We start from the raw sequence: 18720 nt of genomic DNA on the forward strand, positions 1-18720 counted from the left end.
CGGTAGAGATGCTTCGGCAAGCTCAGCATGACGTTCTATCGGTTACTCGTGAAACGTGAGGCCGCTTTCGGTGGGCTGCACGTAGCCCTGGCGGATGACAAAATCACCAAACCGTTCCTGCGGCTGGCGGTGCTGGGCGTAATCGGCGAGCAGGGGCGTGAGCTCCCGCACAATACCGTCTTCGTCCAGCATTTCCTTGTAGAGTTTGTTCATCCGCTCCCCGTTGAAAGCGGCGCCGAGGTACAGATTGTAGCGGCCCACGGCCCGGCCCACCAGCCCGATTTCGCCGAGGTAGGGGCGGGCGCAGCCGTTGGGGCAGCCCGTCATCCGCAGCAGAATATCGTCCTGAGCCAGACCCTGTTGGCGAATCACCCGGTCCAATCTATCCAATAATTCCGGAAGATACCGCTCGGCCTCCGCGAAGGCCAGCGTGCAGGTGGGCAGGGCCACGCAGGCCAGCGCCCCGCGCCGCAGGGCTGTATATTCCTTGCCGGCTTCCACCGCCACGCCGTGCTGCTGCAAGGTGGCCTGCACGCTCAGCCGGTGCTCGGGGGCAATGTTGGCGATAATGAGGTTCTGGTTGCCGGTGAGGCGGAAGTCGCCGGTGTGGAAGGCGGCAATTTCGCGCAGGGCGGTTTTGAGTGTGTAGCCGTCCCGGTCGAGGATGCGGCCGCCTTCCACGAACAGCGTGAGGTGGGCCCGGCCATCGGCCTGGATGGACCAGCCGTAGGCGTCGCCGGAGCTGCGGAACTGATAGGGGCGGGCGGGCTCCACCGTGAAGCCCAGGCGGTGGTCCAACTCGGCTTTGAATACGTCGAGGCCCACGCGGTCCACGGTGTACTTGAGGCGGGAGAACTTGCGGTTTTCCCGGTTGCCCCAGTCGCGCTGAATCGTCACGATTTTCTCGCAGGCGTCCACCACTTTCTCGGTGGGCACGAAGCCGATGATGTCGGCCAGGCGGGGGTAGGTTTCCGGCATGCCGAACGTCATGCCCATGCCGCCGCCCACGGCCACGTTGAAGCCCACCAGCTGGCCCCGTTCCTCAATGGCAATCAGGCCCAGGTCGTTGGCAAAGATGTCGGTGTCGTTGTAGGGCGGAATGGCTAGGGCAATCTTGAACTTGCGGGGCAGGTAGGTTTTGCCGTAAATGGGCTCGGCGTCCTCCTCGCCTTCGTTGGGGGCGCTGGTGAACTGGGGCTCGCCGTTCAGCCACAAATCCCAGTAGGCCGAGGTGCGGGGCGTGAGGTGGGCGCTGATCTGCTTCGACACCTCGTACACGGCCGCCTGCAGGGGGCTTTCGTGCGGGTTGGGGTTGCACATCACGTTGCGGTTCACGTCGCCGCAGCCCGCAATGCTGTCGAGCAACGCCTCGTTGAAGCCTTGGATGGTTTTTTTTAGGTCGCGCTTGAGCACGCCGTGCAGCTGGAAGGCCTGGCGGGTGGTGAGCTTGAGCGTGTGGTTGCCATACTCGTCGGCCAGCTCATCCATGCGCAGCCACTGCGCGGGCGAGGCAATGCCGCCCGGCACCCGCACCCGAATCATGAGCGAGTACAGCGGCTCCAGCTTCTGCCGCTTGCGCTCCGAGTCCAGGTCTCGGTCCGTCTGCTGGTAGGAGCCGTGGAACTTGATCAGGTGGGTATCGTCGGGGTAGAGGGCGCCGGTGAGCGGGTTTACGAGGCTTTCGGCCAGGGTGCCGCGCAGGTAGTTGCTGGCTGCCTTGACGTGCTCGACTTCGGAAAGTTTGGGGGTATCAGCCATGAGAATCAGGGAGCTGGGGAGGATGCCGGAGCAGCCGGAGCCGCAGGGCGTAAATCGAAGTTGTGGAAGTAGAAAACCCGGATGGTGTGCTGGTTGCGGTAGGTGCTACCGGCCGGCAACTGCTGAAACAGGTGCATGTAGCCGGCATGCAGTTGCGCGTGCTTGTTGAGCGGGTACACCACGCCGGCAAACAGCCGATTCTGGTCGAAGTAATTCAGCCGAATTTCCTTTCCGAAATTCATCATCACTTCGTTGTTGAGCAGAAACTGCCAGCCGCCGGGCTCAAAACCCCGCTTGGTAAGCGGCAGAAACAGCGCCGCGTTGTAGCGGGTGCGGTAGTTGAAATCGAAGTCGTCGGTGCGCTCATTCTGCCGGATAGTGCGCCGGAATCGTTCTTCCAGACGTACCCACTGCATCAGGCGGGCCTTCGGAAACTTGCTGAACCACTGCACCTGCTGCCAGGGGCGATGCTCGGGCTGACCCACGGTGCGGGCCCCGTCGGGGTAATGGTGCACGTAGGCATAGCCCCCGGTCAGGCGCACATCATCGGTGAGGTAGTACGTCAGGCCCACGCGGGTTACCGTCTGGAATTTGGCCTGCACGAAATGGTCGTGCAGGCGCAGTTGCAGGTCGGTCCAGCTGCCCCAGTGTTGCGAAAACCGGGTTTGGTTGAATATGCCCAGCCACGTCTGCTGCTCGCGCACGTACTGTTTCTGCGCCAGCAAAGGCCGGGTCAGAAGCAGCAAGCCACAAAAGAGAAGGAACCGTTTCATCACACTTACCGCAATACGGTGTTATCAAAAGTCAACGCCACGTAGTACAGGCCCCCGATGGTGGGGCCGGCGGCGTACTGGTAGTAGCGGTTGTTGAGGAGGTTAGCGCCGCCGGCTTTGATGGTGGTTTTGAGGGCGGGCACGCGCACGTTCACCTGGGCATCCACGGTTTGGTAGGCGGGCACGCGGCCGTTGGCCAGGGGGCTTTCCCAGAAGAAGGTGCTCTGGTGGCGCCACACTAGGTTGAAGCCCACGTTGCGCACAATTTCGCGGTTGCCGAAGCTCACGTTGGTGACCCAGTGCGGGGTGTTGAAGCCCGTCACGAAGATGTCGGGGGCGTTGTTGGCCGACAGGGCGTTGTAGTTCACGTTGCCGCCCAGGGTATACTTCTGGTAGAAGTTGTAGGTGACGCCCAGCGTGGAGCCGTAGCTGCGGTAGTTGTTGCGGGCGTTGGTGTACACCCGGTACCGGTCTTGGCGGGCGGCGCGGTTGCTGTTGAGGGCGGCCAGCACGGCATCATCGGAGCCTACCTGCACCTGCTGGCCGGCGGCGTTTTTGGGCACGCTCACCTCCACCTGGCCCAGGAAGCCGGAGTAGATGTTCACGTAGGCGTCGGCGTCGATGGAGAGGCGGTTATCCAGCAGCACGCTGCGGTAGCCCACCTCGTAGGCGTTAATCTGCTCGGGCTGCTCGGTGGGCAGGTTGCCGACTTGCAGCACGCCCCGGATTTCGGGGCGCAGAGCGGCCTGGCTGGCGGTGGTGCCGGCGTTGGCGGCCACGTAGGCATTCACGGCGGCGTTGAACTGCGAAATAGACGCCAGCGTGTAGGAGTTGTCGAGGTAGTTAAGGCCCTCGTTCACGCGGGCCAGCCCGCCCACCCGGCGCACGTTGCCGTTGTTCACGAACGACAGCGCCTCAAATAAGGACGGAAAGCGCCAGCCGTTCTGGTACGAAGCCCGGAAGTTGTGCAGGCCGCCGGCCGTGTACACCGCCGCCACCCGCGGGTTCAGCTTGGGGTTGAACTCGGTGTTGTAGTCCAGGCGCAGCGAGGCGGTGAGCTTCAGGCGGTCCTGCAGCAGGCGCTTGGTGGCCTGCCCGAAGCCCCCGATTTTCTTGTAGTACTGATTCTGGCCGCCGGGCTGGGTGCGCTCGGTGAGCGGGCGGCTGAAATCCACGAAGTTGTTGCCGTCCGGAATTACCTCGTACAGGCGGGCATCGGCCCCCAGCAGCACATCGGCAAATTTCACCCGCGGGCCCAGGTTCCAGATGGCGTCGGTGTGGTAAGTGCGGCTGCGCTGGGTGAGGGCGGCCCCGCCCGGGATGGGCGCGCCGGGCACGTTCACGCCGCTGTCCCAGTTGTTGGTCTTCACAATCTGGGCTTTTAGTGCGTCGAAGGCAGGCGTACCGGGCACGGCGCGGCCGGCGTCGGCCACGGTGCGGGCCTGCTGCATGGCCTGGGCCAACGTAGCCCCGCCGCTCAGCTGGCTTTGTAGCTCCGTCCGGAACTTCGTGCCCCAAGCGGCGTTAGAGTCGTTTTGCAGGTCGAGGTTCAGCGCCAGCGGGTTGAGGTTGTAGGAGTTGCCGGTGTTTTCGACCAGCATGTAGGCCCGGGCCGTGAAGTTCTCGCCCTTCAGCTCCACCTTGTGGTTCTGCACCGTCACGCCATCCAGCTGAATCTTGTTGCCGCGCTGAAACACGCCGTCCATCAGCCCGAACCGATAGCCGTAGCTCAGCTCCAGCTTGTCGGTGAGCTTGTAATGCAGGCTGGCATCGGCCTTGATGTTGCGCACGATGGGGTTGGTGAGGTCCCGCTCGTAGTAGCCCGTGCGGCGCACGTTGAAGGTCTCGTTGCGGCCGTTGTAGGGGATGGTGATGCTCACGTTGCCGGCGTTATCGTCGCCGTAGCGGTTCCAGAGGTCGGCGGCGGGGTTGTTGGCCCCACTCAGCTCCGGGAAGCGCGGGTTAGCCGACGCCAGGTTCTGCGGGTTCTGGTCGTTCTGGGTGTTAGCGAGCCAGTCGGTGCCGCGCAGGAAGCTGCCGTTCACCTTGTAGGCCCAGCGGCCCGAAGCGCCCAGGCTCTGGGCCCAACGCACGGCCGTTTCCGTCAGCACGCTCGGGTCCCGGTCTTTGCCATCCACGTGGTTGACGCCCACCTTCTGGTACACGCTCAGGCCCTGGTAGTTGAAGGGGCTTTTGGTGGTGAGGTTGGCCATGCCGTTGATGGCGTTCATGCCGTAGAGGGCCGAGGCCGCGCCGGGCGTGATTTCCACCGAGGCCACGTCCAGCTCGGTAGGCCCGATGGCGTTGCCCAACGGCACACCCAGGGTGGCCGCCTGCATGTCCACCCCGTCCACCAGCTGCATAAAGCGGAAGTTGTTCGGGATGTTGAAGCCGCGGGTATTCGGCACCTTGAAGGTGAGCGAGCTGGTGGTCATCTGCACGCCCTTCACGTTTTCCAGCGCGTCATAAAAGCTGGGGGCGGGCGTCTCCTTGATGGCCCGGATGTCGAGCTTTTCAATGGCCACCGGCGAGGTCAGCCGGCTTTCCTCTACCCGCGACGCAGACACTACCACCTCGTTCATCGACACGGCCTTCGACTCCAGCTGCACGCTGATGGGCTGGCTGCCGCTGGCAATTTCCAGCTCCCGCGACTCGTAGCCCAGCGTGTTGAACACCAGCGTAAACGGGAACCGGAGCTTGGCTTTCAGGGCAAACTGACCGTTACCGTCGCTGAGCGTGCCGGTAGTGCCGCCCTTCACAATAACGCTCACGCCCGGCAGCGGCTCGCCGGTAGTTTTTTCGCGCACGGTGCCGCTCACCGAAATCAGGGCCTCCTGGGCGTGCAGGCCGGTGGCGCTGGCTGCCACCAGCGCCGGTACTAGTAAGGAAGAGGAAAGAAGATGTTTCATCAGAGTTTTTACAAGGGGAGAAAGAACCCAGGGCGGGGTAGAAGGCAGGCCGGCGCAGCCCCCGCGCCCGGGGCGCAGCGGCCGTTACCGGCTACAACATCGTCTTGGAAAAACGGCAGGCATGGGTCGTTCTAGCGGTTTGCCTCACCCCCCGGCCCCCTCTCCAGGGGGAGAGGGGGAGCCAGACGGGCTGGGCGGTTGTAGAGACGCGACACTTCGCGTCTCGTCGTTGCTGATGGTATTTTGACTGGTTCAGTATCAGTCGTTCTGGCGGGAGACGCGAAGTGTCGCGTCTCTACAATTGGCGGTGCCAACCATTCTGGTGGGAGACGCAAAATGTTGCGTCTTTACATCGGTCCGTCAGGCTCCCCCTCTCCCCCTGGAGAGGGGGCCGGGGGGTGAGGCACCTAATACACATCCTCCAAAAACCGGCGCGACTTTTTGAGCTGGCGCAGGTACTCGGCGGCGTAGTCAGCGTCGTGGCCGCTTTCCTGCTGGATGATTTGGCGCAGGGCGTGCTGCACGTCGTGGGCCATGCGGGATTTGTCGCCGCACACGTAGAAATAGGCACCGTTTTCTAGCTGTTCGTACACGCGGCGGCTCTGTTCCAGCAGGCGGTGCTGCACGTAGAGCTTCTGGGCCTGGTCGCGGGAGAAGGCCACGTCGAGGCGGTCGAGGGTGCCGCGCTTGAGGTGCTGCTGCCACTCGGTCTGGTAGAGGAAGTCGGTGGTGAAATGGGGGTTGCCGAACACCAGCCAGTTACGACCGGTGGCGCCGGTTTCGGCCCGCTCCTCCACGAAGGCCCGGAAGGGCGCTACCCCGGTGCCGGGGCCTACCATGATGATGTCGGTGGCGGCGTCCTGCGGCAGCTTGAAGTACTCGTTGCGGTCCACCCACACCCGGGCCGTGTCGCCGAGGCTGAGGTGGTCGGCTTGGTAGCCGGAGCAGGCTCCGTGCTTGGCGCGGCCGTGGGTTTCGTAGCGCACGGCCCCCACCGTCAGGTGCACTTCCTCGGGGTGGGCCAGCAGCGACGAGGCAATAGAGTAGGCCCGGGCCGGCAACGGCCGCAGCACCGCCGCCAGCTGCTGCCCCGACAGCTCCACCGGAAACTCGGTGAGCAAATCGGCTATGTCGCGGCCGTAGAGGTAGGTGCCTAGCCCGGCCGTATCGGCCAGAATTTCGCGGAGGCGCGGGTGCTGCGGGGCCACGGCGGCGTAGCGCTCCAGCACGTCGCGGGTGATGACCGACAGCTCCAGCCGCTCGGTGAGGGCGGTGGTCAGGTCCAGCTCCTCAGCTTCGAGGCGCACTGGGGCGGCTTCGGCTAGGCGGGCTGCCAGCAGCACTTCCTGCACCAGCGCGGGGCGGTTGCGGGGCTGCACCATCAGGGCGTCGCCGGGCTCGTAGGTCAGGCCCGAGTCAGCCAGGGAGAACTCCAGGTGGTAGGTTTCCTTGGTGGAGCCCCGGCCGTTGAGCTGAATCTTCTCCAGCAGCTCCGCCCCAAAGGAGGTGCGGGCGTTGTACTCCACGGCGGCGGGTAGCGGGGCCACTTCCGGCGCGTAGCCCACACCTACCGAGGCCACCACCGGCGCGGCCACGGTGGCGCCGGCCGTTACGGGGACCGGGGCGGGCTGCAGCTCGGCAATGCGGCTGAGCACCTGCTCGGCCCACTGGCGGGTTTCGTCCTCGAAGGTCACGTCGCAGTCCAGCCGTTCGGCCAGGCGGCGGCCACCCAGCTCGGCCAGGCGCTGGTCGAACTCGAAGCCGGTCTGGCAGAACTGCAGGTAGCTTTTGTCGCCCAGGGCCAGCACGGCGTACTGCAGGTTGGGAAGCTTGGGGGCGCGGCTGCTGAGCAGGAACTGGTGCAGCTCCTCGGCCGCAATGGGCGGGTCGCCTTCCCCCTGGGTGCTCACCACCACCAGCAACTGCTGCTCGGTTTTGAGGTCCTTGGTGGGGTAGTCGTTCATGTCGCGCACCTGCGGCTGCAGGCCCCGGCGGCGGGCCGCCTCGGCCACCATGCCGGCGGCTTTCTTGCTGTTGCCGGTCTGGGAGCCGAACAGGATGGTGAACCGACTGGCTGCGGCTGCTTCCGTCGCCACCGGAGCCGGGGCTACGGCGGCAACGGGAGCAGCCGCGCCGGCGCGGCCGTAGAGGTAGCCGCTCAGCCACACCAGCTGCTGGGAGGTGAGGCCCGCCGCCAGCTGCTGCAGCGCCTGGTCGTCGAGGCCAATGGGAAGCGTGGGGGAAGCTGAAAGAAGTGACATAGGACGTGGTGGTTGGGGCAGTGGGTTGGGCGCGTCAGAGAAGGAAGAAGTCATGCTGAGCTTGCCGAAGCATCTCTACCGCTTCGTTTGGTCGGTTCAGTAGCCCAGGGTGTAAACCCTGGGCTATGGAGCGGTAATCGGTATAATCAGGTTGATTAGCCAGTGGTAGAGATGCTTCGACTTCGCATCCGGACACTAGCTAGATGCGCCACATACTCAGCATGACGTGCTGTTTGTGAATTGCTGTTCAGGCTACCGCCGCGTACAGCTCCGGCAGCAGCGCCAGCTTCTCCGGCGTGGCCAGGCGGGTGACTTCGCCAATGATGATGATTGCCGGCGCGCCGATTTCGGCGGCAGCGGCGCGGGCGGGCAGCTCGGCAACCGGGCCGGTTACCAGCCGGGCGTGGGGCAGGGTACCGTTCTGGATGATAGCGGCGGGGGTATCGGCGTGGCCCTGCTCGCAGAAGGCCTGCACGATGCGCGGCAACTCGCCCAGGCCCATCAGAATGACGGTGGTGCCGCGGGCGTCGCGGGCGGCTTCCCGGATGCTGCCGGCCAGCTCGCCGGTGGCGGTGGTGGCCGTAATCACTCGGAATCCTTCGCTCAGCCCCCGGTGCGTGACGGGAATACCTGCTGCCCCGGCCGCGGCCACCGCGCTGCTGATGCCGGGCACATAGTCCGTGAGCAGGCCGTGGGCTTCGGCGTAGAGCATTTCCTCCCGGCCGCGCCCGAACACAAACGGGTCGCCACCTTTGAGGCGCACCACGTGGCCGTAGCGGCGGGCATAGTCCACAATCAGGGCGTTGATGTCGTCCTGCGAGTGGCTGCGCATGCCGCGCCGCTTGCCCACGGGCACCAGCACGGCTTCGGGGCGGGCGTGCCCGAGCAAAGCACGGTTAGCCAGCGCGTCGTACAAAATCACATCGGCTTCCGACAGCACCCGCGCCCCTTTGAGCGTGAGCAGCTCCGGGTCGCCGGGGCCGGCACCCAGTACCGTAAGGCGGGGCGTTTGCATCGGTGAATGAGAGAATGAGTGATTGAGTGAATTGTCGGTCATGCTGAGCGAAGCCGAAGCATCTCTACCGCTTTGCTTGGGCGGTTCAGTAGCCCAGGGTTTAAACCCTGGGCTATGGAGCGGTTATCGGTGCTGCCACCTGATTAGCCAGCGGTAGAGATGCTTCGACTGCGGCTGCGCCTTCGCTCAGCATGACGTTCTGTTCGTCAGCAGCCTAAATCGAAAACGCTACTGGTGGCGCTACCGGGGCGGTGAAGTACTCGGAGTTGGCGGCTTCTACCAGGCCGGCGGCCAGGGTGTCGCCGGTCAGCTCGTCCACCAGGATGAAGGAGCCGGTGGTGCGGTTGTCGGTGTAGTGGTCCACGGCCAGGGGCAGGGCGGTTTTGAGGCGCACCCGCACGATGTCGTTCAGCTGGGCCTGCTCGGTGTGCACCCGGGCGAAAGTCTGCACGTTCACCTTGTAGAGGATGCTGGGCACGGCCGCTTTTGAGAGGGCTGAGTGGTGCTGGATCAGTAGCTTGCGGCCGGGCCACAAAGGCTGCTCGCTCATCCAGCACAGGGTGGCTTCCAGTTCGCGGGTGAGCGTGGGCTCCTCGGGGCCGGCGGGCACCAGGGCGTCGCCGCGGCTCACATCCACGTCGTCGCGCAGGCGGATTACCACGGCCTGCGGGGCCACGGCCGTTTCCACTTCCTGCTGGTTTACCTCAATGGCTTCAATTTCCGATTCCAGGCCCGAGGGCAGCACCCGCACGCGCTGGCCGCGGCGGTACTGGCCGCTCAGAATCTGACCGGCGTAGCCACGGTAGTCGGGCAGCTCGGGCGTCTGGGGCCGGATGACGTACTGCACCTGGAAGCGGGGCGCGGCCTCGGTTTCCTGGGCACCGGGCACGCTTTCCAGGTGCTGGAGCAGGCTCGGGCCGGTGTACCAGGGCAGGTGCTGGCTGGGCTTCACCACGTTGTCGCCCTGCAAGGCGCTCAGCGGAATGGCCGTGGCGGCGGGCAGGTTGAAGTGGTTGGTCAGCTCGGCGTAGTCGGTGGCAATGCGGGCAAACACGGCCTCGTCGTAGTTTACCAGGTCCATCTTGTTCACGGCCAGCACAAAGTGCCGGATGCCCAGCAGCGCGGCAATGAGGGTGTGGCGGCGGGTTTGCTCAATCACGCCCTGGCGGGCATCCACCAGCACAATGGCCAGGTCGGCGTTACTGGCACCCGTTACCATGTTGCGGGTGTACTGCACGTGGCCGGGCGCATCGGTGATGATGAACTTGCGGCGGGGCGTGGTGAAGTACTTGTAGGCCACGTCGATGGTGATGCCCTGTTCCCGCTCGGCGCGCAGCCCGTCAGTCAGCAACGCCAGATCCACAGTGCCATTGGAAGCCTGCCGCTTCTCCAGCGCCGCCAGCACGTCCAGCGACACCGATTCAGAGTCGTACAGCAGCCGCCCAATCAGGGTGCTCTTGCCGTCGTCCACGCTCCCGCAAGTGATAAATCGAAGTAAGTCCATGTTGGTGATGAAGTAATGAGGTGATGAGGTGAAAAGTGTGTGGTGATGGAGTGATGAGGTTGAACCGGATACCGGACGGCTCCTTTCACCTCATTACTTCATCACCTCATCACCCCACTTAGAAATATCCGTTCCGCTTGCGGTCTTCCATGCCGGCTTCGGAGATGTTGTCGTCGAGGCGGGTGGCGCCCCGCTCGCTTACTTTGGCCAGCAGCAGGTCCTGGATGATGTCCTCCACAGTGCGGGCGTCGCTTTCCACGGCGGCGGTGCAGGTGGAGTCGCCCACGGTGCGGAAGCGCACCTGCCGGGTCACGATTTCGTCTTCGTCATCCAGTTGCAGGTGCTCGGTGAGGCCCAACAGCTGACCCGAAGGCAGCACCACGCAGCGGCGCTCGTGGCCGAAGTAGATGTCGGGCAGCGGAATGTTTTCGCGCTGGATGTAGCGCCACACGTCCAGCTCCGTCCAGTTGGAAATGGGGAACACGCGCACGTTTTCGCCCTTCTGAATGCGGCCGTTGTAGATGTTCCAGAGCTCAGGGCGCTGGCGCTTGGGGTCCCACTGGCCAAACTCGTCGCGTACCGAGAAGATGCGCTCCTTGGCCCGGGCCTTCTCCTCGTCGCGGCGGGCCCCGCCAATGCAGGCGTCAAACTCGAACTCCTCGATTACCTCCAGCAGCGTGTAGGTCTGCAGCGGGTTGCGGCTGGGGTACTTGCCGCCCGGCTCACGCAGGCGCTGCCGCCGGATGGTGTCCTCCACCTTGCGCACCACCAGCTTTTCGCCCAGTTGCTCGGCCAGCTCGTCGCGGTAATGCAGCACCTCGGGGAAGTTGTGGCCGGTATCCACGTGCACCAGCGGGAAGGGGAAGCGGCCGGGACGGAAGGCCTTTTCGGCCAGGCGCGTCAGCACAATGGAATCCTTGCCGCCCGAGAACAGCAAAGCCGGCCGCTCAAACTGCCCCGCCACCTCCCGCAGGATGTGGATGGCTTCGGCTTCCAGCCGGTCGAGGTAATCGAAAGTGGTACTCATAGTTGTCTGGATTTCAGTTCTGTTGTTTTCCGTCATGCTGAGCTTGCCGAAGCATCTCTACCGCTTCGTGTGGTTCACTAGCCCAGGGTTTAAACCCTGGGCTATGGAGCGATTATCGGTGCTGCCATCTGATTAGCTAGCGGTAGAGATGCTTCGACTTCGCCTCCGGCTTCGCTCAGCATGACGTTCTTTTTTGCCGTGCTATCCGGCCGGTACCGGCTCCACCACCGGGTCGGGGCCGTCGTGGGGGGCGGTGGCGTGCAGGCCGCACTCCTTGGCCGAGAGGTCTTCCCACCACCAGCGGCCGGCCCGGAAATCCTCGCCGGACTTGATGGCGCGGGTGCAGGGGGCACAGCCGATGCTTACAAAGCCCTGCTGGTGCAGCGGGTTCACCGGAATGCCCTCCTGCTGCACAAAGGCCAGCGCCTGCTCCCAGGTCCAGTCGAACAGCGGGTGGATTTTCACGAGTTGGTGCGCCGCGTCCCACTCCACAGGGTCCATCGTCTGCCGGTTCTGCGACTGTTCAGCCCGGATGCCGGTCACCCAGGCCCTGCGGCCGGCCAGGGCCCGGTTCAGAGGCTCCACCTTGCGGATGTGGCAGCACTCCTTGCGGTTGTCTACGCTCTCGTAGAAGGAGTTCGGGCCTTTCTGCAGAAGCAGGTTTTCCAGGTCCTCGCGCTGCGGGGCGTACACCGCAATGGGCTTCTGGTACCGGAGCAGCGTCTTGTTCCAGGTGGAATAAGTTTCCTGGAAGTTGCGGCCGGTATCGAGGGTAAAAACCTCAATGGGCAGGTCGTGGGCGAAAATCAGGTGACTGATTATTTGGTCTTCCAGCCCGAACGAGGTGGAAAAAACGGCCTGACCGGGGAAGGTTTCGGCTACCAGACGGAGGCGCTCCAGGGCGGAGCTAGCCACCAGGTGAGGGCGCAGGCGGTCCAACAGGACGTGGACGGCCGGCGCAGCATCAGCTACAGGCATAGCAGGAAGAGGAGAGGAGGAAGCGGCCCGCCGCAAGGGACAAGGGCGTTCCGGCCAGCAGATGGCTTCGGCAAAAACGGGCTATGCAGCGGCGCAGCGCGGTTTTCGGCGAAACAGAAACGGGTGTGCAACTTCCCTGGTCGATGGCGCAAACGCGCAAATCAGCTCAGGGATGGGCGGCGCACAAACCAGGAAAACGGGAGCGTGCCTAGCCCTGACAACAGCCCATGCCTCGCATACCACAACATCCATGCTGTACGGCACAGAAGGTAGCGGAAACGGCGGCAGGGTTGAACAAGGATTTCACGGCTTGTTGTTTTTATATGGTCAGGACTTGGCACCGTTTCGGAAGGTCCGCTGGTTGCCGGCGTTTCGTCGAGCCTGTCTCTCCGCGCCTCTGTATAAAAACAATCCTTTCGGGGGGTAAAGAATTGGTAGTGCAAAGGTAGAAGCCGAAATTTTACACTTCCAAATTATATTTTCTCTCGCATGTGAAATGGTTGCCGTGGTGAGTTGAGTGTATTGCTATTAGTATTCTGATTGTCAATATTTTACGAATTATTAATGTAGAGAATCAGCTTTTCGATATTGTTGTGTCACGACTATGATTACCCCTGTAAAATAAGTGTTTCGACAGTTCCATTGAAGCAAAATGCATTGTTCCGGTAGCGCCTGAACGGGTAGTTTGTGCTGGCTTTTGCTTGAGTCACAACCTGCTTATAGCGTGGTGCCAGAACAGCTACCGCTGAGCCTTTTTAGTGGAAAAATTGCGGATGTTTTCCGTGCCGAAATAGGCCGCACGCCAACGAGTTTTGGCCGGCCCTATCGCAACTTCATGTAACCTGCAGGCGTGCAACCTAGTCTTACAGGTACACTTTGCCTGTCAAGCTATGTCTGCATCCAACTCTTTTGTGCGCCTCAAAAATCAGATAGCCCTCGTCACGGGCGGCAGCTCCGGCATTGGGGCCGGGGTGGCCAAAGCCCTGGCCGCCGAGGGCGCCCGGGTGTTCGTCAACTACTCGCACAGCGCCGACGATGCGGCCGAAGTGGTGCGCGCAATCGAGCAGGCCGGCGGCCAAGCCACGGCCGTGCAGGCCGATGTCAGCCAGGAAGAAGATGTGCTGCGCATGTTCCGGCAGATTCGGGAAGAGGCTGGCACATTGCACATTCTCATCAACAACTCCGGCATCCAGGACGACGCGCCGCTGCTGGACATGACGCTGGAGCAATGGCAGAAAGTAATTGGCGTGAACCTGACCGGCCAGTTTCTGTGCGCCCGCGAAGCCGCCCGCGAGTTTGTGCGGCGCGGCCCCCAGCCGGAGGTTTCCAAAGCCACCGGCAAAATTGTCTGCATGAGTTCGGTGCACGAGGTCATTCCGTGGGCCGGCCACGTCAACTACGCCACCAGCAAGGGCGGCATCATGCAGCTGATGAAAACGATGGCGCAGGAATTGGCGCCGCACCGCATTCGGGTGAACAGCATTGGGCCCGGAGCCATTGCCACGCCCATCAATCTGACAGCCCGCGACACGCCTCAGGAGGAAAAAAGTCTGCTCACCCTGATTCCTTATGGCCGCATCGGCGAGCCGGCCGACATCGGTAGCGTGGCCGTGTGGCTGGCCTCCGACGAGTCGGACTACGTGACGGGCATCACGCTATTTGCCGACGGTGGCATGACCTTGTATCCCGGCTTCGCCGATAACGGCTGAAGGCAGGGGAGTTTTTAGTTGTTGGTTGTCAGTGTCGCTAATCTTGAGCTAATAACTGACAACTGATAACCAGCAATTAATAACTGCCAACTCAAAGCAACCCAACCACTAAACGACGTGCCCATGAATGAGGAGCAGCGCCGGCAACGGGAATTGCGGGAGGGCCAGCAGCGCTGGCACCAGTTTGGGCCTTACGTAAGTGACCGGCAGTGGGGCACCGTGCGCGAAGACTACTCCGCCGACGCTCAGCCCTGGACCTACACCACCCACGACATGGCCCGCAGCCTGGCCTACCGCTGGGGCGAAGACGCGCTGGGCGGCGTGTCCGACGACCAGCAACTACTGTGTTTAGGGTTGGGTTTATGGAATGGGCAGGATGCCATCCTGAAAGAGCGTCTGTTTGGCCTCAGCGGGCCCGAAGGCAACCACGGCGAGGACGTAAAGGAGCTGTATTACTACCTCGACAACACGCCCACGCACTCCTACATGCGGATGCTCTACAAGTATCCGCAGCATGCCTTTCCGTACGACTGGCTGGTGAAGGAAAATGCCCGCCGCAACCGCCACAAGCCCGAATTCGAGCTCACCGATACCTGCATTTTCCGCGAAGACCGGTACTTCGACGTCTTCATCGACTATGCCAAGGCCGGCCCTGCCGATCTGCTGATGCAGATAACGGTGCACAACCGGGGCTCTCACGAAGCGCCGCTGCATGTGCTGCCGCAGTTGTGGTTTCGCAATACCTGGAGCTGGGGCACCAGTTCCTATAGGCCCCAATTAGCGGCCTCTGGTGACGGCCGCATCTGTGTGGACCATGCTAGACTACCCGCTCTGGAGCTGTACTGCGACCAGCCTGCTGGCTTACCGTGTGAACTGCTTTTCTGCGACAACGAAACCAACACAGCCAAGCTGTACGACGCCCCCAATCCGGCGCCATACTGTAAAGACGGCATCCACGAATACGTAGTGCAGGGCATAGAAAAAGCCGTGAATCCAGCCCGGTGTGGCACCAAGGCCGCCGCCCACTATACCTTCAGTGTGCCAGCCGGTGAGAGCCGCAAGGTGCGTGTGCGCTTGGCCGCGCCCGGCCTTCCGGATCCATTTGATGAGTTCGATGAATTGATGAGCCAGCGCCATGCTGAAGCCGACCAGTTCTACGCCGACCTGCAGCACGATTTGCCCAGCCCCGATGCCCGCAACGTGCAGCGCCAGGCCCTGGCGGGCATGCTTTGGAGCAAGCAGTTCTACTACTACGATGTGCCGCAATGGCTGGCCGGCGACCCGGCCATGCCGCCCCCGCCGCCCCAGCGCCAGCACGGCCGCAACAGCACCTGGCCCCACCTCAACAACGCCGACATCATCTCGATGCCCGACAAGTGGGAGTATCCGTGGTATGCGGCCTGGGACTTGGCCTTCCATTGCATCCCGCTGGCGCTGGTGGATGTGGATTTCGCCAAGCACCAGCTGCGCTTGCTTTGCCAGGACTGGTACATGCACCCCAGCGGCCAGCTGCCGGCCTATGAGTGGAAGCTGGAAGACGTAAACCCGCCGGTGCACGCCTACGCCACCTGGCGCGTGTATAAGATGTGCCTCAAGCACAGCGGCCAGCCCGACACAGCCTTTCTGGAAAGCATGTTCCACCGGCTGCTGCTGAACTTCACGTGGTGGGTGAACCGCAAGGACCGCCACAACCGTAACGTGTTTGAAGGTGGCTTCCTGGGCCTCGACAATATTGGCGTGTTCGATAGGAGTGCGCCGCTGCCCACCGGCGGCTACATCGAGCAGGCCGACGGCACCAGCTGGATGGCCATGTTTGCCTTGAACATGATGCGCATTGCACTGGAGCTGGCCAAGACCAACCCGGTCTACCAAGATATGGCCAGCAAGTTCTTCGAGCACTTTCTCTACATCGCCCACGCCATGAGCAGCTTCTCAGAAGGCGAGATTGACATGTGGGACGAAGAGGACGAGTTCTATTACGACGTGCTCAATACCCCCGATAAAGGTCGCCTCAGTTTACGCATCCGGTCCATAGTGGGCTTGATTCCGCTGTTTGCGGTGGAAGTGCTGGACGAAGACGCCTTGCGCGGAGTTCCGCAGTTTGTGCGCCGCCTCAATTGGTTTCTCGACCACCGCCCGCACCTGGCGGCTTTGGTGAGTCGGTGGCAGGAGCCCGGCAAAGGCCAGCGCCACTTGCTGTCGTTGCTGCGCGGCCACCGCATGAAGCTGCTGCTGCGTCGCATGCTCGATGAGGCCGAGTTTTTGTCTGATTACGGCGTGCGTGCCCTGTCGCGCTTCCATTTGGAACATCCATTTCGGCTGGAAGCCGGTGGCGAGACAGCCGTAGTGTCCTACGAGCCCGGCGAGTCCAGCACATCCTTGTTCGGCGGCAACAGCAACTGGCGCGGCCCCATCTGGCTGCCCATGAATTTCCTGATTATTGAATCGTTGCAGCGCTTTTACCACTACTATGGCCCCGAGTTCAAGGTAGAGTACCCCACCAACTCAGGCCACATGCACACGCTGCAGCAAATTGCCCAGGCCCTCACCGAACGCCTTACCAAGCTGTTTCTGCGCGACGAGCAGGGCCAGCGCCCCGCCTTCGGCGACGACCGGCAGCTGCAGACCGACCCGCATTTCCGAGATTATCTGCTGTTCCACGAATACTTCCACGGCGACACCGGCCGTGGCCTTGGTGCCAGCCACCAAACCGGCTGGACCGGCCTGATTGCGAAGCTGCTGCAGCCCCGCGTGTTGGAAGAATAGATTTTAGGGCCTCGGGAATAGGGCTTGGGAATGAAGAAACTCAAGGTTTCACTTTCCAGGCCGAGTTCTATTCAGGCTTAACTCTATTTCCTAAGCCCGAATACCTATTTTCTAAGCCCCAAGCCCTCCTTCATAATCCCTAAAAACTATGTCCTGGCTTGACTTCACGACCACCATTTCCGACAGCATGGCCTACTGGCCCGATAATGCTCCGGTGCGCATCCGCAAAACGCTGAGCATGGCCGAAGGCGCCGCGGCCAACGTCACGGAAATGAGCCTTAGCGTGCACACGGGCACCCACGTGGATGCCCCGCGCCACTTCCTGCCCGATGGCGCCGACGTGACGGAGCTGGACTTGAGCACTCTTATAGGACCGGCATTGCTGGTAGAAACCGACGACGAACGATTTATCACGCTGGCCGATGTAGAGCGCCTGCCGCTGCAGCCCCACGACCGGGTGCTGTTCAAAACCCGCAACTCCCGCCACAACTGGGCCACGCAGCCTTTCGACCCCGGTTTCGTGCGCCTCCGTGCCGATGCCGCCGAGTGGCTTCGCGACCAGGGCGTTGTGTGTGTAGGGGTTGATTACCTTTCTGTTGGGTCCGCCGATACGCACCATGCGCTGCTCGATGCCGGCATTAGCATCATTGAAGGCTTGGCCTTGCAGTACGCCACCGCCGGCCGCTACGACCTTATTTGCCTGCCCCTCAAAATCGAAGGGGCCGATGGTGCTCCCGCCCGAGTAATTGCCCGTCGGATAGCGTGAAGCCAGCATAGCAGCCCGCTATGAGCCATCATGCCGGGCTTGTGCCAGGGTAGCGGGGCAGCAGTATTCAGAGGCAAGCTCGCCACGAATTTCTTTAACCCATCCGTCGTTCGCTACCGTAAAAACCCCTATACTGCTTCTTTCTAACCTGCCCCACCCGGAGCCTTTTTGTAGGTTTCGCTGTTCTATTGCCGTGACTGATTCTTCTGCTACTGCCCCGCGGCCTGATTTGCTGCGTGTTCCCTACGACGACTACCGCGCTCTGCCCGCCATTGCTAATTCCGACCTCTCGCGCCTGCGCGACGCCCTGAACGGCCGGTCGCCACGGCCTGCTTCGGCCAGCGGCGCGCTGGGTTTGGGAACTGCTTTCCATACGGCTCTGCTGGAGCCCGACCTCTATGAGCCTGGCTTGCCCGGCATCAACGATACGCTGGTGTGGTGGATGGTGGAGGGCGTTCAGCTGAATCCTCAGGTCAGCAAATGGCTGGAAACCGGTATTGCCGAGCCCAGCTGCATCTTCACAGAGCCCGTTACGGGTACGCTGTGTAAGCTCCGCGCCGACCTTGTGGTAGATCAGCCAGGCGAGCCATATACGGTCATCGACTTCAAAACCACACTTGCCCACGACCACCAGCATTTTGTGGCGCAGTGCAGCGGCTATGACTACGACCGGCAGGCCGCCTTCTACGCCGATGCCCTCCGCGCCGACCGGTTTGTGCTGGTAGGCGTGCAGAAAGTGGAGCCTTTCAATCTGTTCGTGTATGAGGTGCCGCGCTTTATGCTCTCGGAGGGCCGTGCCAAGTATCTGCGGCTGCTGAAGCTGCTACAGCCCGAGTCGGCGGTGCCAGCCTCAGTAGCCGGAGCCGTGCGCGAAGTGCGCGACACACTTCTAGGCCATGAATAGGGCTATTAATAGAAAATTAAGAAGGTAGATAGTATTATAAGAAGTAATTGCGCTGAAAATGAAAATTAATTATCAATAATGTAGGAGTTGATAATATTGATTTTTATACTTGCATACATCGAACGAAAAACGACACCCCGTCATGCGCTTCTTCTGCAATAATCTTCCTAATAATAACTCGAATAATAATCAGATTCGAGACTGGAAGGCTATTGCTCCATTAGAGATATAAAAATCAGCAGTTGATTTTTTAAGCAGCCTTCCCTCACTCGGAAGGCTTTTTTTTGTGCCTGCCGTACCGATTGCCTGATGTAGCTGATCAAGCTGGTGTCATAATTTTCTGGCACGCT

The 18720-nt window shown here is 62.0% G+C and carries 12 protein-coding genes and 1 riboswitch; of the genes, 4 read left to right on the forward strand and 8 right to left on the reverse strand.

Features of this window, described 5'->3' with window-relative positions:
* Positions 1-42: 42 nt before the first annotated feature.
* The 8 genes from H8B14_RS09915 to H8B14_RS09950 form a co-directional block, all read right to left on the reverse strand.
* Entirely contained in the window at positions 43-1758 is a 1716-nt protein-coding gene (locus tag H8B14_RS09915; RefSeq protein WP_187315480.1) for an NADPH-dependent assimilatory sulfite reductase hemoprotein subunit, read from the reverse strand.
* Positions 1759-1763: 5 nt separating this feature from the next.
* Positions 1764-2504 (reverse strand): DUF2490 domain-containing protein, encoded by a 741-nt coding sequence (locus H8B14_RS09920; protein ID WP_187315481.1) that lies wholly within the window; start codon positions 2502-2504, stop codon positions 1764-1766.
* A 32-nt stretch (positions 2505-2536) separates the two neighbouring features.
* The gene (locus H8B14_RS09925) at positions 2537-5440 is read right to left on the reverse strand and encodes a TonB-dependent receptor (protein WP_187315482.1); all 2904 of its coding nucleotides are present in this window, start codon (positions 5438-5440) and stop codon (positions 2537-2539) included.
* A gap of 407 nt (positions 5441-5847) precedes the next feature.
* The gene (locus tag H8B14_RS09930) at positions 5848-7701 is read right to left on the reverse strand and encodes an assimilatory sulfite reductase (NADPH) flavoprotein subunit (RefSeq protein WP_187315483.1); all 1854 of its coding nucleotides are present in this window, start codon (positions 7699-7701) and stop codon (positions 5848-5850) included.
* A gap of 247 nt (positions 7702-7948) precedes the next feature.
* Positions 7949-8716 carry a uroporphyrinogen-III C-methyltransferase gene (cobA, locus tag H8B14_RS09935; protein WP_187315484.1) on the reverse strand — a complete coding sequence of 256 codons (768 nt, stop codon included), beginning with the start codon at positions 8714-8716 and terminating at the stop codon, positions 7949-7951.
* A 214-nt stretch (positions 8717-8930) separates the two neighbouring features.
* On the reverse strand, positions 8931-10220 hold the full coding sequence (locus tag H8B14_RS09940) for a sulfate adenylyltransferase subunit 1 (protein ID WP_187315485.1): 1290 nt from the start codon (positions 10218-10220) through the stop codon (positions 8931-8933).
* 118 nt (positions 10221-10338) lie between these two features.
* Entirely contained in the window at positions 10339-11247 is a 909-nt protein-coding gene (gene cysD / locus H8B14_RS09945) for a sulfate adenylyltransferase subunit CysD (RefSeq protein WP_410054456.1), read from the reverse strand.
* A gap of 201 nt (positions 11248-11448) precedes the next feature.
* Positions 11449-12225, reverse strand: a complete 777-nt coding sequence (locus tag H8B14_RS09950) for a phosphoadenylyl-sulfate reductase (RefSeq protein ID WP_187315487.1) — start codon at positions 12223-12225, stop codon at positions 11449-11451.
* A gap of 316 nt (positions 12226-12541) precedes the next feature.
* Positions 12542-12633: riboswitch (SAM riboswitch) on the reverse strand.
* 482 nt (positions 12634-13115) lie between these two features.
* On the opposite strand from H8B14_RS09950, the gene H8B14_RS09955 reads away from it, so the two are divergent.
* The 4 genes from H8B14_RS09955 to H8B14_RS21325 all read left to right on the forward strand — a co-directional run bounded on the left by H8B14_RS09955 (position 13116) and on the right by H8B14_RS21325 (position 18370).
* Positions 13116-13934, forward strand: a complete 819-nt coding sequence (locus tag H8B14_RS09955) for an SDR family oxidoreductase (protein WP_187315488.1) — start codon at positions 13116-13118, stop codon at positions 13932-13934.
* Between the two features lie 123 nt (positions 13935-14057).
* A complete protein-coding gene (locus H8B14_RS09960) occupies positions 14058-16700 on the forward strand; it encodes an MGH1-like glycoside hydrolase domain-containing protein (RefSeq protein WP_187315489.1) in 2643 nt (880 codons plus the stop codon).
* 148 nt (positions 16701-16848) lie between these two features.
* On the forward strand, positions 16849-17466 hold the full coding sequence (locus H8B14_RS09965) for a cyclase family protein (RefSeq protein ID WP_187315490.1): 618 nt from the start codon (positions 16849-16851) through the stop codon (positions 17464-17466).
* A 193-nt stretch (positions 17467-17659) separates the two neighbouring features.
* Entirely contained in the window at positions 17660-18370 is a 711-nt protein-coding gene (locus H8B14_RS21325; RefSeq protein WP_187315491.1) for a PD-(D/E)XK nuclease-like domain-containing protein, read from the forward strand.
* Positions 18371-18720: the final 350 nt, after the last annotated feature.

This window comes from Hymenobacter puniceus (genome assembly GCF_014333525.1).
Lineage (GTDB): Bacteria > Bacteroidota > Bacteroidia > Cytophagales > Hymenobacteraceae > Hymenobacter.

Bases quoted from the DNA above. Each gene is read 5' to 3' on its own strand.
- H8B14_RS09915 (WP_187315480.1), bottom strand. From the start codon at position 1,758: ATGGCTGATACCCCCAAACTTTCCGAAGTCGAGCACGTCAAGGCAGCC.
- H8B14_RS09925 (WP_187315482.1), bottom strand. From the start codon at position 5,440: ATGAAACATCTTCTTTCCTCTTCCTTACTAGTACCGGCGCTGGTGGCA.
- H8B14_RS09930 (WP_187315483.1), bottom strand. From the start codon at position 7,701: ATGTCACTTCTTTCAGCTTCCCCCACGCTTCCCATTGGCCTCGACGAC.
- cobA (WP_187315484.1), bottom strand. From the start codon at position 8,716: ATGCAAACGCCCCGCCTTACGGTACTGGGTGCCGGCCCCGGCGACCCG.
- H8B14_RS09940 (WP_187315485.1), bottom strand. From the start codon at position 10,220: ATGGACTTACTTCGATTTATCACTTGCGGGAGCGTGGACGACGGCAAG.
- cysD (WP_410054456.1), bottom strand. From the start codon at position 11,247: ATGAGTACCACTTTCGATTACCTCGACCGGCTGGAAGCCGAAGCCATC.
- H8B14_RS09950 (WP_187315487.1), bottom strand. From the start codon at position 12,225: ATGCCTGTAGCTGATGCTGCGCCGGCCGTCCACGTCCTGTTGGACCGC.
- H8B14_RS09955 (WP_187315488.1), top strand. From the start codon at position 13,116: ATGTCTGCATCCAACTCTTTTGTGCGCCTCAAAAATCAGATAGCCCTC.
- H8B14_RS09960 (WP_187315489.1), top strand. From the start codon at position 14,058: ATGAATGAGGAGCAGCGCCGGCAACGGGAATTGCGGGAGGGCCAGCAG.
- H8B14_RS09965 (WP_187315490.1), top strand. From the start codon at position 16,849: ATGTCCTGGCTTGACTTCACGACCACCATTTCCGACAGCATGGCCTAC.